Annotated in this window: 8 protein-coding genes and 2 tRNA genes; all 10 read left to right on the top strand. The window is 40.8% G+C overall.

The annotated features are described in order from the left end of the window. Positions 1–5: 5 nt before the first annotated feature. Complete coding sequence (locus H9X96_RS19395; RefSeq protein ID WP_187667860.1) at positions 6–2,357, top strand: ABC transporter permease; 2,352 nt, start codon at positions 6–8, stop codon at positions 2,355–2,357. Between the two features lie 19 nt (positions 2,358–2,376). Next, entirely contained in the window at positions 2,377–4,740 is a 2,364-nt protein-coding gene (locus H9X96_RS19390) for an ABC transporter permease (RefSeq protein WP_187667859.1), read from the top strand. A gap of 2 nt (positions 4,741–4,742) precedes the next feature. Continuing rightward, the gene (locus H9X96_RS19385; protein WP_187667858.1) at positions 4,743–7,169 is read left to right on the top strand and encodes an ABC transporter permease; all 2,427 of its coding nucleotides are present in this window, start codon (positions 4,743–4,745) and stop codon (positions 7,167–7,169) included. A gap of 14 nt (positions 7,170–7,183) precedes the next feature. Continuing rightward, positions 7,184–9,577, top strand: a complete 2,394-nt coding sequence (locus tag H9X96_RS19380; RefSeq protein ID WP_187667857.1) for an ABC transporter permease — start codon at positions 7,184–7,186, stop codon at positions 9,575–9,577. 46 nt (positions 9,578–9,623) lie between these two features. Further along, positions 9,624–10,313 carry an ABC transporter ATP-binding protein gene (locus H9X96_RS19375; RefSeq protein WP_187667856.1) on the top strand — a complete coding sequence of 230 codons (690 nt, stop codon included), beginning with the start codon at positions 9,624–9,626 and terminating at the stop codon, positions 10,311–10,313. A 133-nt stretch (positions 10,314–10,446) separates the two neighbouring features. Beyond that, the gene (locus H9X96_RS19370; RefSeq protein WP_187667855.1) at positions 10,447–12,765 is read left to right on the top strand and encodes an ABC transporter permease; all 2,319 of its coding nucleotides are present in this window, start codon (positions 10,447–10,449) and stop codon (positions 12,763–12,765) included. Positions 12,766–12,796: 31 nt separating this feature from the next. Continuing rightward, the gene (locus H9X96_RS19365) at positions 12,797–13,594 is read left to right on the top strand and encodes an ABC transporter substrate-binding protein (protein WP_187667854.1); all 798 of its coding nucleotides are present in this window, start codon (positions 12,797–12,799) and stop codon (positions 13,592–13,594) included. Positions 13,595–13,758: 164 nt separating this feature from the next. Then, a tRNA-Leu gene (locus H9X96_RS19360) sits at positions 13,759–13,843 on the top strand. Between the two features lie 417 nt (positions 13,844–14,260). Next, positions 14,261–14,342, top strand: a tRNA-Leu gene (locus H9X96_RS19355). A 446-nt stretch (positions 14,343–14,788) separates the two neighbouring features. Beyond that, positions 14,789–16,135, top strand: coding sequence for a trigger factor (tig, locus tag H9X96_RS19350; protein ID WP_187667853.1), 1,347 nt, complete (start codon positions 14,789–14,791; stop codon positions 16,133–16,135). The last annotated feature ends 112 nt before the right edge of the window (positions 16,136–16,247 follow it).

The raw sequence follows: 16,247 nt of genomic DNA, 5'->3' as shown, positions 1-16,247 counted from the left end.
TCCTGATGTTCCGACTCAACCTCAAAATCGCCATGCGCAACCTCTGGAAAACCAAAGGCTACACCTTGTTGAATATCTTCGGGCTATCGATTGGTCTTGCAGGATTTATCATTATCCTATTATATGCAAATCTGGAAAGGAGTTATGATACCTGGAATCCGGAGGCAAAAAATGTATACCGTGTTTCTATTAAAGGCGGACCGGATCAGGACGAATATGCTTCAAGTCCGGCAGAGTTAGCACCAGCGTTAAAGGAAGTGATTCCAGAGATTGAGGATTATGGCCGCTATTATGTGTGGGATAGTTATCAGCGATTGCTGACTGCTGGTTCTAGAGAAATGTACGTAGACCATATTCTTGGGGTAGACAGTAACTGGTTTAACCTATTCCCTTATAAATTCATTTACGGAGATGCAAAATCCTCCATCTTATCGAATAATCAGATTGTCCTGAGCCAGCCGGTAAGTGAAAAGTTCTTTGGGAAAACGAATCCTGTAGGACAATCTTTAGTAGTCAATGCCGATAAGCGTTATACGGTAAGCGGCGTTTATGAATTGCCAAATACACCCGAACATATAGAAGTAGAGGGCTTTATAAAGAAATCTTCAAAAGGAGACGGTTGGGGCAATGGTAATTTTTATACCTACCTAAAAGCTAAACCTGGAACAGACGGAAAAATATTGAGTCAAAAGCTAAATGCCGCATTTCAGAAATTACCGATGGTAAGAAAAGATACGAATATGCAGAAGGTTCAATTGATCACGCTGCCAGTCACTGATGTTTATCTGCATGCCACAAGTCTGCAGGACCCTGTTAAAAGAGGAAATCCAGCAATGGTCACTATTTTGGTATTATTCTCTTCTTTATTACTCATTATTGCCTGCATCAATTTTACGAATCTAGCGATCGCTCAATCGGTAAAAAGAGCGAAGGAAACCGGAATTCGTAAAGTATTAGGCGCTGCAAAACGTCACCTGATCAGCTACTTTTTAACAGAAACCACGATTCAGTGTTTAGTAGCGCTGCTGTTGGCCCTAGTGTTTGCAGAAGTAGCGCTACCCGTCATGAATCGCTTGATGGATCTGAATTTGTCTTTATTAACCTATAGTAATCCTTGGCGGTTGGGCCTTCAATTAGGATCAGTGATGTTATTGGTGATTGTCCTTTCTGGAGGATATGCAGCCTTCTTCCTATCCAGCTACGAGCCTGTAAAAGTGCTGAAAGGGAATTTTTCCAGAGGGAATGGAAGCATGTGGATGCGTAAGGCATTGATCTCTGTACAATTTATAGTGGCCATCGTATTTATTGTGTCATTGATGATTATTAAGCAGCAGGTCAATTATATTAAAAATCAGGATGTTGGTTTTAAAAAAGACCATGTATTGGTATTTAAGATTAGAAAAGGAGAAACCAGGAGTAATTTTCAGCAAGTAAAAGATCGCTTATTGAAAATTGATGGGGTAACTGGGGTAAGCAGGGTAAATTATTATCCGGGCGTTAAAGCGATCCAGGTCATTGGGCGTGAGTTCAACGGTCAGTACGTAGATAACCTAAGCGTGGTGACTACTGATTTTGATTATTTTGACGTCATGGGGATGCCTGCGATAGCAGGAAGGTTGATTTCCAGTAAATTTAAGACAGATAGTACTGCCGTGATGGTCAATGAGGCTTCGGTTAAGAAATATGGATTGAAGGAACTGATCGGAAAAAAATGGATCAATGATCAGGTCATTGTGGGGGTTCTAAAAGATCATGTTCAAAGAGGGATGGAGTTTGCTGCTGAACCTACGGTTTTTATGGTGGAGACTAAAAATTCAAATGCGGCTGATCAGGTCGTTGTGAAAGTGAATGGAAAGCATACACAAGAAACGATAAACGGAATTAAAAACATTTGGCAATCTGTAGAGCCTTTCCCATTTCAATATACTTGGCTAGACCAGAGTTTTGCCAATGTATATATGCAGTACATCAGGCTTGATAAGATTTTCAATGTATTCACCTACGTCACATTAGCGCTTGCCATATTAGGCTTATTTGCACTGGCCTCCTTTACTGTGCAGGAACGAACCAAAGAAATTGGCGTAAGAAAAGTGCTGGGTGCAGAAACCTCTGATATCCTGAAAATGATCAATAGCACTTTCCTGATCCTGGTGCTGGTCGCCAATCTAATTGCGATTCCGATCGCTTATATTTTAGCCAGTACCTGGTTGTCGGGATTTGCCTATCGCAGTACCATCACCATTTGGCCATTCCTTGCCGCAACGTTCGTTTCGGTATTGGTGACGGTGTTAACGGTCAGCCTGCAGACGTATAAAACCGCCAATGCGAAACCGGTAGATGCACTTAAATACGAATAAACTACTCAGATAAAACGATATGTTCAGACTAAACTTTAAAATCGCCCTGCGTAACCTTTGGAAAAACAAAGGCTATACCCTCATCAATGTAGGTGGCCTGGCTATTGGCTTGGCGAGCTGTATGCTTTTGTTATTGTATGTCGCTTACGAATGGAGTTACGATAAACACACATCGGGTTACGATCGTACTTATGTAGTATATAGTAATCAGAAGAATGCCGATGGCATTGTAAGTTATGCCTGGACACCTGGTGTGATGGCAGAAACTTTGAAAGAAACGGTACCAGAGCTTGCTTATGCCTCCCATTCCACTTATCCTGCTGAGTTCCTAATTAGTAACCAGGACAAATCCTACAAGAAGAAGGGGATATTCACTGATCCTGCCTTTCTTAAAATCTTTGACTATAAGTTTGTGAAGGGAAACAAGGATCAGGCATTGAAATCTCCAAATGGGATCATTCTCAGCGAGCGGCTGGCCAAAATTTTATTTGGAGCGGAAGATCCTTTGAATAAAACGCTGAAGTTTTCCGGTGTAGAATTGCTGACTGTGGAAGGGGTGATCCAAGATGTACCCGTAACCAGCAGTATTCAGTTTGATTATCTGCTTTCCTGGGAACTTTATCAAAAATTGAATCCTTGGGTGAAAAGGGCTGGTTGGGGCAGCAATCACTGCTTAACCTTGCTGCAATTACGCGACAATAGTGCTTTTGAAAAAGTAAGCAAGGCGATCTATGGTGTGTATGGCAGAAACCAACAAGATAATGACAATGATGCTATTATTCACCCCATTGCTAAATGGCATTTGTATGATCATTTTGAGCAGGGGAAATCTATTGGAGGTAAAATTGATATGCTTAGGATTTTCTTTATTCTTGCTTTTTGTATTCTCTTGATCGCCTGTATTAATTTCATGAATCTCTCTACGGCAAGGTCTGAGAAGAGAGCAAAAGAAGTAGGGGTGAGAAAGGCCATCGGCGCAGCAAGAAAATCATTGATTGGCCAGTTTATTCTGGAATCAATGTTACTGGCCTTCCTGGGGATGATCGTTGCCTTTATACTCATAGAAGTTAGTCTTCCTTATTTCAATAACCTGCTGCATGTGACTTTAACGATCAATTATTCCGATTGGAAATTTTGGTCAGTATTATTTGCATTGACATTTTTTACTGGTTTTATTGCCGGTAGTTACCCCGCTTTTTATCTGTCTTCTTTTGAACCGGTGAAGGTATTAAAGGGATTCAGCAGAAGTGGTGGAACTTCTTTATCCATCAGGAAGGTATTGGTGGTATTTCAATTTGTATTTGCTTCCTGTCTGATCATTTGTACCGCTGTGATTTATCAGCAGCTGATGTTTATCAAGGATAAACCAATTGGATATCAAAGAGATGGTTTGATTGAAATTCCCATAGAAGGAGTTTTGAAAGAGGCTTCAAAAGCGATGTTATTTCGCGATAGGCTGTTAAAAGCTGGTGTAGTTAGCCATGTCAGTACTTTTAGCCGGAGTTTAACTGAGGGAGGAAATAATACCACTTCTATCGCCTGGTCCGGTAAAAATCCGAATGAAAATGTCCTGTTTAACTTTAGGTTTGCCTATGATGATTTTGCAGCTACACTGGGTGGAAGTATGCTGGGTGGAAGGGACTTTTCAAGAAGCTTTGTGGATTCAAACAGTGTGGTGCTCAATGAAGCTGCGGTTAAAGTAATCGGTCTAACGAAGCCTGTGGGCTCGGTGATCACCTGGAATGACGATCCATACACTGTGGTGGGGGTAATGAAAGATTTTGTGATGGAATCTCCTTATCAAAGCACGACACCTATGGTAATTGTTAAAGGTATTGAAACAGAAGGAGTGATGGCAATGCGCTTGAATCCTGAACAGAATCTCAGTACGGCCGTAGCAGCAGTAGAAGCCATGATGAAAGAGGTGAACCCTGATTTTCCAACCTCTGTTACGTTTGTGGGAGACAGCTTTGAATCGAAGTTCAATAATGAAAAATTATTGGGTATACTGGCCAATTGGTTTGGTGGTTTCGCGGTATTTATTTCTTGTTTGGGACTGCTTGGACTCACTTTGTTTATGGCCGAACAGCGCAAGAAGGAAATCAGTATCCGGAAAGTGTTGGGTGCAAATACCTTCCATATCCTTACTTTATTAAATAAAGATTTTATGAAGCTGGTCGTGATTGCCAACTTAATCGCTTTTCCAGTGGCCTACATCGTCATTAATAAATGGCTTTCTAAATATGAATTCCGGGTGGAGATCTCTTTGATTCCCTTTGCTGTTGCCCTTGCCCTATCCTTGATTATTGCCCTGTTTACGGTGAGCATGCAATCTGTGAAAGTAGTGAAAGCAAACCCTGTTGATGCACTTAAATACGAATAGATATGTTCAGACTCAATCTTAAAATCGCGCTGCGTAACCTTTGGAAAAATAGGGTATATACTGCTATCAATATCGGCGGACTAGCCATCGCTTTAGCTGCTTTTATTTTAGTAGCGATTTATGTTCGTTTCGAGACCAGTTTTGACCACAATATTCCAAACTATAAGCAGATTTATCAGGTAGGAAGAATATTGCCCGATCGCAAAACGAATTATACTGCTATGTCTTTGGCAAAAGCGCTGAAGGATGCGATCCCGGAGATTGAAAATGTGGGTAGGAGCAGGCAAACGAATTTTGAGTTCGCATTTAGTACTCAGGATGGCCGTGTATATGGGAAACAGGTCATTTCGATTGATTATTCATTGGCTAAAATGTTTCATATCCAACCAGAAGGGGGCTTAACTAAACCGGAAGGAGGAGCATTAAACTTATATGTCCCAAAAGAATTTGTGTCGACCATGTTTCCAAAGCAAACACCAACTTTTCCTGTTAAGGTGGGTATCGGACCTTCAAACGCACTTCAGTACGGAGATATTATAGGTATTATCAACCATAATTCTGCACATTCCAATCTGGTTTTTGATGCTTTGATTATTACGGATGATGTGGGTGCTGGTCAGGAACCAACTGCAAATAATTACCAAACCTATATTGCAGTTAAGGAAGGCACTGATTTCGACCTGCTGCAGAAAAAGGTAGATGCTGTTTTTAAGGAAGAATTGAAAAAGTCGCGGTTAACAGCTGCTGCTGATCGGGAGGACGCTACATTAAGGGTTGCCCCTGATGTAACTATGGCTGCTGATCTTAATCGACTGGATAAATCAGCTGTGTTTTTAGATCCTTTAGATAATTTGCATTTAAGACCGATTGCAGGCAGCAATACCAATTATAAAATTGTAATGGCCCTGTCGGTACTGACCATATTGGTGATGGTGATTGCTTGTATTAATTTCACCAATCTAACCATCGCGCAAACCAATAGGAGAGCAAAAGAAGTAGGAGTGAAAAAGGTATTGGGCGCTTACCGCATCCAGCTGATTTTCCAGTTTCTAATAGAGATCTTTATGCAATGTCTGGTTGCTTTGTTGATGGGTGTGTTGCTTGCAGAACTATTCCTGCCACTGTTTAATGATGCTTTTGGTGTTTCATTTTCGCTATGGAAAGACAACACTGCCCTGACCTGGCAACTCCCAGTCGTATTGCTGATCATTACCCTGATTTCTGGTGTTTACCCTGCATTAGTTTTGTCAGGGTTTAAACCGGCTGCTGTGTTGAAAGGAAATCTTCAAACCAGCCATAAAACCTTGTGGCTGAGGAATGGCTTATTGGTGACACAATTTACGGTGGCCATCATTTTCATGGCTGGACTGCTGATTGTGAGCAGTCAGCTGAAATATATGAGGACTGAAGATACGGGTTTTAAAGCCGGGCAAGTGGTGTACATCAAGAATATGGTCTGGTTCGATCGCGGCTATTTTGAGAACATGAAAGCCAGGGTTCTGGCGATACCCGGGGTCAATTCTTTTACGGTGGCTTCGGATGTTCCTGATGGCTCAAGACCGGGAAGAGTCGATTACTCCATGGATGGTAAGGAATTAGGAATGGACATTGTTCATACTGATTTCGATTATTTTGAGACCCTTCAGCTGAAACTTAAAGACGGTCGCTTTTTCTCCAAAACTTTTCCTGCTGATGCTGAAAATGGAATTGTCCTCAACGAATCAGCCGTGTCGGCATATGCCATTACACATCCTGTAGGAAAGACAATCAGAGGCTGCGATATGGATTATCGAATTGTAGGAGTGATTAAAGATGCCAAAATGCAAGGCTTTGAAACCGCGGTTGAACCGACGGTTTATGCGGTGAATAGTCCTTGTGCGAATGGTAAAATGAAGCTGATGGTCAATATAGACCCTGACCGTATGGCTGGGGTACTGGCCACGTTAAAATCAGACTGGAAGAATCTGAATAAGTTGGATGGCGACGACTTTAGGTACGAGTTTATGGACGAATTGTATGGCCGCCTGTTTAAAAAACAAGAGCAGCTGCAATCGGTATTTTATGGGGCAGCTTTACTCACTATTTTCATTGCTACTTTAGGTCTTTTCGCGTTTTCTGCCTTTACGATCAGCAGCAGGATGAAGGAGATTTCTATTAGAAAAGTATTGGGGGCTACGGATTTTAATATCCTCAGCCTGCTGAATAATTTCTTTATCCGCATTGTCCTGCTGGCCAATCTTATCGGCTGGCCTCTCGCTTACATCGGCGCGCAAAGGTGGCTGGATACTTTTGCTTATAGAATTGAAGTGCCTATGTTGCCCTTCCTGATTGCCGGATTGATCAGTATCCTTTTGACTTTATTAACCGTAAGTTTTCAAGCAAGGAATGCCATAAAAACAAGCCCTGTTGATGCTTTAAAATATGAATAATAACTATTTCAACCATGTTTAAACTGAACCTGAAAATCGCCTTACGGAACCTTTGGAAGTATAAAGGTTATACTGCGATCAACGTCATTGGGCTGTCCATAGGGCTGGCGAGTTGTATTTTGATTTTTCTTTTTTTAAGATTCCAAACCAGTTTTGATGCGAACTATGATAAACAGGACCGCATTTATCGGGTGGTGTCTTCCTGGACTTATCCGGATGGGGATTTCTATTCCAATGGGGTGCCTGTGCCTCTGGCTCCTGCTATGCGCAATGACTTTGCACAATTGGAACAGGTGGCTGCAGTCCGGAGCAGGAATGGAGTTGTGTTAATAAAGGCAGCCCCAGGAGTAACAGAGGTGAAAAGAAAAGAACAGCTCTTTTATGTGGAGCCTCAATTTTTCGATATTTTCAATATAGAATGGTTGTCGGGGAAACCTGCTCAGGCATTGTCTGGCCCGGGAATGATGGCTTTGTCTGAAAAAACGGCGATTAAATATTTCGGTTCCTGGCAGAATGCAATTGGAAAAACGTTGAATTTTAGTCAAAAGACAGACTTTAAGATCACAGGTGTTTACAAAGATATGCCTCAAAACAGCGATTTTCCATTTAAAATGATCGCTTCTTATGCCTCATTCGCCGGGAAAGATGCTAAAGCATGGGGGCAAGTAACGAACCGTTCGGAATGTTTTGTATTGGTAAAACCTGGGGTAACCGCTGCGGATCTTGATGCACCATTGAAAAAGTTTGTGGCAAAATATTATACAGATCCAGGGCCTGGAAAAGAGAACCATATTTTCCAGCCAATTGCAGAGGTACACCATGATACGCGTTTCAGTAATTTCAGCTACAATACCATTTCTTATCAGGAACTGACAGGATTAGGTGTGATTGGTCTTTTTCTTTTGATCACTGCCTGTATTAATTTTATCAACCTGGCTACCGCACAGGCCATCAGCCGCTCTAAAGAGGTGGGGGTACGAAAAGTAATGGGCAGTCGCCGCGGACAATTGATCTGGCAGTTTCTAAGTGAAACCACACTGATTACCGTAATTGCCTTATTGTTGGCTTGTGTGATCACAGAATTGTCTATTCCAGGAATGGAAAGTTTAATGGAGGATAAGGTTTCATTCCGTCTGTTTTCTGAACCTATGATCTTTGTGTTTATGCTGCTGCTGGTATTGGTGGTGAGCTTCCTGGCAGGTCTTTATCCGGCTTTCGTGATTTCTGGATTTAGTCCGGCGCTGGCCATTAAAAACAAAATCAGCGTGGCTAATGCCGGAGGTTTAGGATTAAGAAAAACATTGGTGGTGGTACAATTTGCCATTACTGCAGTATTGATCATCTCGACGCTGGTGGTGATCAGGCAAATGAAGTTTGTGAGCGCGCAGCCTTTGGGCTTTAACCATCAATCGGTTGCCGTAATTGATGTTCCTGCTGACAGCATCAACATGTCTAAATTGAATGGATTTAGAGAAAGAATCATGCAATTACCCGGCATTGAGGAAAGCAGCTATTTCAGTGCTGCCCCTTTGTCTAATGGCAACAATGAAGTTAATTTTTCTTACGATCACCGTTCGAAAGATGAAGCGTTTCAATTGAATGTAAAAGATGCAGATGAGCATTATCTGAAAACTTTCGATATGAAATTAGTGGCCGGACGGGGTTTGTCAAAAAGCGATACAGTAAAGGAATTTATGGTCAACGAGAAGTTGCTGAAATTGTTAAATGTACTGCGTCCGGAAGATGCAATTGGTAAGCGGATTGTGATGAGTGCAGGGGAAGGACCTATCATTGGGGTCATCAAGGATTTCAACAATAAGTCACTCAAAGAGGCCATTGGTCCCGTGGCGATCTTCAGCAGATGGAAAGCCTACAATTCCATGGCTTTGAAGCTTGATCCAAAGAAGATCAGTAAAGTATTGCCTGAAGTAGCGCAGATTTGGAATACTACCTTTCCTAATTATGTGTATGACCTCGAGTTTATGGACCAGTCTATTGAAAGTTTTTATAGAACAGAGCAGGTGATGGGGGTGCTTTTCAAAGTATTTGCGGGTGTAATCATTTTCATCTCTTTTATTGGCTTATTCGGATTGGTTTCTTTCATCGCGACACAAAGAACAAGAGAAATTGCCATTCGGAAAGTATTGGGTGCTTCCACAATGGAGCTGGTGCAAATGCTGAACCGTTCTTTTCTGATTATGGTACTTATGGCCAACCTGGTGGCCTGGCCGCTGGCTTATATTCTAGCTTCCAAATGGCTGGCTGGCTTTGTTTACCGGACTGATCTGAGCGTCTGGCCATTTGTTTTGGCGATGGCACTGTCGGTGCTGATCACAGTGATTACCGTAAGTTTACGGTCCTTAAAAGCGGCGAAGACCAATCTAATAGACGCGCTGAAATATGAATAATTCAATAAAATATCAATAAAAAAATATAACATTAATCAAGCTGATCATGATCACACTTAAAAATATAGAGAAATTTTACGCAAATAAAGGCGTTAAAAGTTACATCCTTCGCCATGTGAGTACCGAAATTAAAACAGGGGAATTTGTATCTATTATGGGCCCTTCCGGTGCCGGCAAATCAACGTTGCTGAACATCCTCGGCATGTTGGAAAAACCTACTTATGGGGCATATGAGTTTATGGGAGAAGATGTGCTTTCTCTTAATGAACGCAAGCGAATTGAGCTGTATAGGAACCATATCGGCTTTGTTTTTCAGGCTTATCATTTGATTGATGAGATGACCGTAGCAGAGAATATTGAAGCACCGCTATTGTATAAAAAGGTAAGCGGAGCGGAACGCAAAAGCAGAGTTGCTGATGTATTGGATCGTTTCAATATGGTGGCTAAAAAAGACCTGTTCCCAAATCAGCTTTCTGGGGGCCAACAGCAATTGGTTGGGATAGCCAGAGCATTGGTGGCACAGCCTTCTATTATTCTGGCAGATGAGCCTACGGGAAACCTACAATCTGCACAGGCATTGCAAATCATGGAGCTGTTTAAGAAACTAAATGAAGAAGAAGGGATCACCATTATTCAGGTGACACATTCAGAAATAAACGCCAGTTATGGAAGCCGTGTCCTTCATTTATTAGATGGGGTGATTAAAGAAGATATGGCCGTTGAGCAAGGTGTTTAGCTGGAGGTTTTACCTCCAGGCATGAATTGAAACCTATATAAGAAATGTTTTTTACAACTAATCCAGATGATCGATGTTTAAATTGAACTTTAAGATTGCGCTCAGAAATTTATTAAGAAATAAGACTGCATCGATGATTAATATTAGTGGTTTGGCCATCGGTCTTGCTGCTTGTCTGATGTTATTAATGTACGTAGCCTACGAATGGAATTATGATCGAGGCTATAAAAATAAGGATAATATTTACCAGGTAATGGTCAATTTTTCTGATCAGAATAAGCAGGTGACTGCCACTGGAGATCAGGCGCCAAATGTGCTTGCTAAAACTTTAAAACAAGAAATTCCGGAGATTGAGCACGTAGCAAGGGTGCTTTGGCCAATACCACGTCTTCTAGCAAATGGAGAAAATATATTTAAAGTAGAAGGTAGATCTGCCGACGCGGAAATCTTAAAAATCTTCGATTATAAATTTATCGCTGGCAGTACAGAAACTGCTTTTAAAGACCCTAATTCAGTTGTGCTGACGGAAAGTACGGCTAAAAAACTGTTCGGGAGTACTGATGTATTGAATAAGGTATTGAAGTATGAAAATCAGGCAGATGTGAAGGTGAGCGGTGTAATCAAAGACCATGAGCCAAATACAACTTATAAGTTTGATTGTTTAATTCCATGGACATTGCAAGCAAAGCTGGACGACTGGGTTGAAAAACCAAACTGGGGAAATTTCGCCTTTTATACGTTGCTGACCTTGAAACAAGGGGTTAATGTAGACCATTTTAATACTAAAATTAGCAATATCATCGTTAAGCATGCACCAAGTGACCATATAGATCCTAGTGTTTTTGTGCGGCCCTTGGTGGATCTTCATCTATACGGAGAATTTAAAAACGGACACCCTGCAGGAGGAAGAATTGAGCAGCTGCGTTTCTTTGTTGCGCTGGCCTTAGGAATTTTGATCATTGCCTGTATTAATTTCATGAACCTAGCTACTGCAAGGTCTCAAAAGAGAGCAAAAGAAGTGGGCATAAAGAAGACGATAGGCGCTTCGAGAAAATCCCTGGTGGCACAGTTTCTATTGGAATCGTTGTTACTCACTTTTGTGAGTGTAGTGCTGGCTGTAGTACTGGTAGAATTGGCCTTGCCTAAGTTTAATCATTTACTGAATATTCAATTGGAACTTGATTACGGAAATCCCTTTGCCTGGCTGACTGCGATTGCATTGATTTTAATAACGGGCGCATTGGCAGGAAGTTATCCAGCCTTTTATCTTTCTTCTTTTAATCCGATTCAAACGATGAAAAAGGCGGTAAATGCGAAACAAGGTTTCTCATTATCGTTCAGACAGGTGTTGGTCGTGGTGCAATTTAGCTTTGCAATTGTACTCATTGTGGGGACGCTGATTGTGTATCAGCAACTACAGTATATTAAGAATAAGCCATTGGGATATGAGGTGAATTCGTTATTGGAAATGCCTCATGAAGGCAATCTATATCCGAAATTTGATTTGTTAAAAGAACGACTTTTGGCTTCAGGTGCCGTAACGAGCGTATGCCAGTCTTCGGGAAGTATTTCTATGCCCAATTCAAATGGCTCAGGAATGGAGTGGAAAGGGATGTCTGAAGTTTGCAAACGCATGTCCTTTAACCAGATTTATACCAGCTATGATTTTATCAAAACAAATGGCATGAAGTTAATAGAAGGACGTGATTTTGACCCTAGAGTGGCTTCAGATAAAATGGCGCTGATGCTCAGTGAAACTGCCATCAAAACGATGGGGTTAAAAGACCCTATAGGGCAGAAGATCAAACTATGGGGTGCAGATCGAACCATTGTAGGGATATTTAAAGACCTGACCTGGGGAGATCCAGCGAAAATGAACCTGCCTATGATGATTGGTTTTAACCCGCAGAATAGCGATGTGATTAACATGCGAATGAATACTTCCAAGACTACCTCAGAAAATATAGAGACCATCAGTAGGATTACAAAAGAGATTAACCCGGAATTCCCTGTCGACATAAAGTTTGTAGACCAGCTGATTCAGGCTAAATTTGAAAATGAAATGATCCTTGGTATATTGTCTAATCTGTTTGGTGGACTGGCGATATTTATTTCCTGCCTGGGCTTATTTGGCCTGTCTGCATTTAGTGCGGAACAACGCACAAAAGAGATTGGGGTACGAAAAGTACTGGGCGCCTCCGTAGGGGGGCTGATGAAACTATTGTCGCTGAATTTTGTGAAAATGGTACTGGTTGCCTTGATCATTGCGATGCCGATCGCCTATTTGATGATGGACAAATGGTTGTCGAAGTTTGACTACCATATTGCTATTGGTGTTCCTGTTTTTGTATTGACAGCGCTGTTAACACTCTTGGTGGCGCTGCTAACGGTGAGTTGGCAGGCTTACAAAGCAGCGAAAACAAATCCGGTAGCAGCATTGAAATACGAATAGAATTTTAGGGAATGACACGTATCTTTGTGGGATGCAACGTCGTTTTACAGATCAGCTTAATCGCAGTATAAATGTTAATTATCCGCCAAAAAGGATCATCTCACTAGTCCCATCTCAGACCGAATTATTGTTTGAGCTGGGACTGGATACAGAAGTGATTGGGATTACCAAATTCTGTATTCATCCGGAGGCCAAGTTTAAAGAAAAGACTAAAATTGGCGGTACCAAGAAACTAAATATGGAGCTGATCAGGAGTTTGAAACCTGATCTGATCATTGGAAATAAGGAAGAGAATGAACAGGGGCAGATTGAAGAATTAATGGTCGAATTTCCGGTATGGATGAGCGATATTCATGATTTAGATGGGGCGAAAAGAACGATTACAGAAATAGGAGTGCTGGTAGATCGGCAGCCCGAATCTGCGTATCTTCATCACCTGATTACCGCTGGATTCAATGATCTGCAAACTTTAACTTTGCAAAATGGCCTGAATAAATCAGTGGCTTACCTGATTTGGAAGGGACCTTATATGCTGGCTGGAAGAAACACGTTTATCAATCAGATGCTGGCTATGAATGGCCTGAACAATGTGGTTAAAGAAAACCGTTATCCCGAAATGGATTTGGAAACACTCGCAGGGCTGAATCCAGATCTGGTGTTTCTATCCTCAGAACCTTATCCTTTTAAAGAAAAACATCTGGAAGAAATCAGACAGGCATTACCGAATGCAAAAGTGATGCTGGTGGATGGTGAAATGTTCTCCTGGTATGGCAGCAGATTGGTAAAAGCGGTTCAATATTTATTTCAATTGCAGAAAGAATTGTACTAAATCCGTTGTTTTTAGTGTTGATTTTAAGGGGCTGAAAAAAAGATTGAAAATTAAATCCTGCAAGATCAATAGGTTAGCTAAAGTGCCGCTGAATAATTGAAAAAGAGTTTTTAAGTATAAAAACAATATCTATATTTGCAATCCCGAAAGGGAACATCCTAATTGCGGAAGTGGCGTAATTGGTAGCCGCACCAGACTTAGGATCTGGCGCTTCACGGCGTGGGGGTTCGAGTCCCTTCTTCCGCACCACATTTGAAAAATCAGCCCCGAAAGGGCTGTTTTTTTTTATCCAAAAATTTCAGTTTTTTTCCACCTCAGGACGTTGCTGTCAGGTGATGGCATGTGGTGTTTGTGCGCTATCCTTTTAAAGCCCTGGCTGAGTTCTAGTAGGGGGCTGGTAGGGTCCTGCTAGGGCCCAAGACGCTGCCAGAGCTCTTTTAACAACTTAGTAGAGCTTGGGTAAATACGGCTCAGGACAGGTCTATTCATTTGTCCTTTATTTGTGGCCCCGATCAGGAATGATTGATTAGCTAAATGCCTGATTATTTGAGGTAAAAAGAAAGGCTGCTTATTGGGGATCGAAAAAACATATTTTTTATTTAAAATATTTATGTGTTTTTAAAAAACTATTCTATCTTTGCAATCCCGAAAGGGAATGTCCTAACTGCGGAAGTGGCGTAATTGGTAGCCGCACCAGACTTAGGATCTGGCGCTTCACGGCGTGGGGGTTCGAGTCCCTTCTTCCGCACAAAAAAGGTGATAACTTGCAAAAGCGATCACCTTTTTTATTTTCAGCTAATTTTGAAAGCTTTTTTCTTCATCGGCGCTGAGCATAGCACTAATATCCAATCATTTTACTGGTCTGTTTTCTATTTTTTAACCGTTCTTCCGGTTAAACTTAATGATGTGCAGAAAATGAAGCTGCAAGCAGGTTGTCATTGAAGGTGCAAATGAAGGTAGGTTTTTACTGCGGTATATTGCCTGTTTATTTAACCTTTGGGGCGCTGAGATTCAGATACTCAGTAGCGTAATATTTTCAATTATAGGCTTTGAAATCAACAAAAAAGAATATATTTGCGCCCTCGAAAGGGAAATTTGAGCGGTGGATTGGAGTCAATTCTTCCGCAATAAAAGTTCCTCCGGAACACGGGGGATTTTTTGTATATAGACATTAATAATTATTGATTCAGAAAGATGAACATTACACAGGAAAAAATTAACGACTTAAACGCGGTTGTAAAAATTAAGATTTCACCTGAAGATTATACTGAAAAGGTTGATAAATCTATAAGAGAACAAGCTAAAAAATCAAACCTTCCTGGTTTTCGTAAAGGAATGGTTCCTGCAGCACATATTAAGAAAATGTTCGGCAGAAACATTTTAGTGGAAGAAATCAATACCCTATTGAGCGAAACTTTAAGCAAGCACCTTGCAGATAATAAAGTGGAAGTTCTTGGTCAGCCATTACCAATCATGGATGATACTAAAGAATACAAATGGGATGGTACTGATGAATTCGAGTTTGACTATGAATTAGGTTTGGCACCAGCAGTAGAGGTAAAAATCACAGCTAAAGATAAATTTACACAATACGTAGTTAAAGCAGATGCTGAAACATTGGCTTCACGTATCAAAAATATCAGAAGAAGCTATGGCAAAATGACAAACCCTGAAGTTTCGGCAGAAGATGACGTCCTTTATGCCGATTTAGCACAACTTTCTGCTGATGGTTCAGTTTTTGAAGGTGGCATCACCAGTACTGGATCTATTCGTTTAGATCAGGTAACTGATAAAAAGATTTTGAAAACCTTAGTTGGTTTGAAAAAAGACGATGTTGTGGAATTAGATGTTCAGAAAGCGTTTGATAACAATGAGGTGATCATTGCCAAATTGTTAAACATTCCTGAAGAAGAAGCTAAAGAAGTAAAATCGAAATTCCAGGTAACGGTTAAAAATGTAAACCGTTTAGAGGAATCTGATTTAAATCAAGAGTTCTTTGATAAATTATTTGGTGAAGGTGTGGTAACTGATGAGGCTGGCTTTAGGGCTAAAATCACAGAAGAAGTAGAAGGAATGTTCCAGCAGGATGCAGATCGCAAATTGCAGAATGACATCTACACGAAACTAACTGAATCTGTGAAAATGGAATTGCCAGATGAGTTTTTACGTAAGTGGTTAAAAGCAACTAACGAAAAACTAACTGACGCGGAATTGGCTGAAGGATATGATGATTTCGCTAAAAACCTGAAATGGACTTTAATTGAAAACAAATTAATTAAAGACAATAGCATCGAAATCAAATATGAGGATGTATTCCAAACTGCTAAACAACGTTTAGATGCACAGTTTAGAATGTATAGCCCAAGCCCAATGCCAGAAGATCAATTGGCACAGTATACGGCTACTTTCTTGAAAGAGAAAGACAATGCAAACCGTATTTTTGATGAAGTAAAAGCAATTAAAGTTTTTGAATACATCAAATCTGTAGCTACTATTGAAGAAAAAGAAATAGCTTATAATAAATTCATCGAAATGAAGTAATCCGGGGTAAAAACCAGATACTTTAATCGATATTAGAATAAGGCGGCTTTATTAAGGCCGCCTTATTTATATAAAGACATTACAGAATTTTACAATACCACAATAATTTACC

The sequence above is a fragment of the Pedobacter sp. N36a genome (genome assembly GCF_014472395.1).
Lineage (GTDB): Bacteria > Bacteroidota > Bacteroidia > Sphingobacteriales > Sphingobacteriaceae > Pedobacter.
Note: the sequence above shows the minus strand (reverse complement) of the source record. Positions and strands in the feature narration are given on the sequence as shown.

Excerpts from the sequence above, each read along its gene's own strand:
- H9X96_RS19365 (WP_187667854.1), top strand. The coding sequence starts at position 12,797 with ATGCAACGTCGTTTTACAGATCAGCTTAATCGCAGTATAAATGTTAAT.
- H9X96_RS19380 (WP_187667857.1), top strand. The coding sequence starts at position 7,184 with ATGTTTAAACTGAACCTGAAAATCGCCTTACGGAACCTTTGGAAGTAT.
- tig (WP_187667853.1), top strand. The coding sequence starts at position 14,789 with ATGAACATTACACAGGAAAAAATTAACGACTTAAACGCGGTTGTAAAA.
- H9X96_RS19390 (WP_187667859.1), top strand. The coding sequence starts at position 2,377 with ATGTTCAGACTAAACTTTAAAATCGCCCTGCGTAACCTTTGGAAAAAC.
- H9X96_RS19370 (WP_187667855.1), top strand. The coding sequence starts at position 10,447 with ATGATTAATATTAGTGGTTTGGCCATCGGTCTTGCTGCTTGTCTGATG.
- H9X96_RS19375 (WP_187667856.1), top strand. The coding sequence starts at position 9,624 with ATGATCACACTTAAAAATATAGAGAAATTTTACGCAAATAAAGGCGTT.
- H9X96_RS19395 (WP_187667860.1), top strand. The coding sequence starts at position 6 with ATGTTCCGACTCAACCTCAAAATCGCCATGCGCAACCTCTGGAAAACC.
- H9X96_RS19385 (WP_187667858.1), top strand. The coding sequence starts at position 4,743 with ATGTTCAGACTCAATCTTAAAATCGCGCTGCGTAACCTTTGGAAAAAT.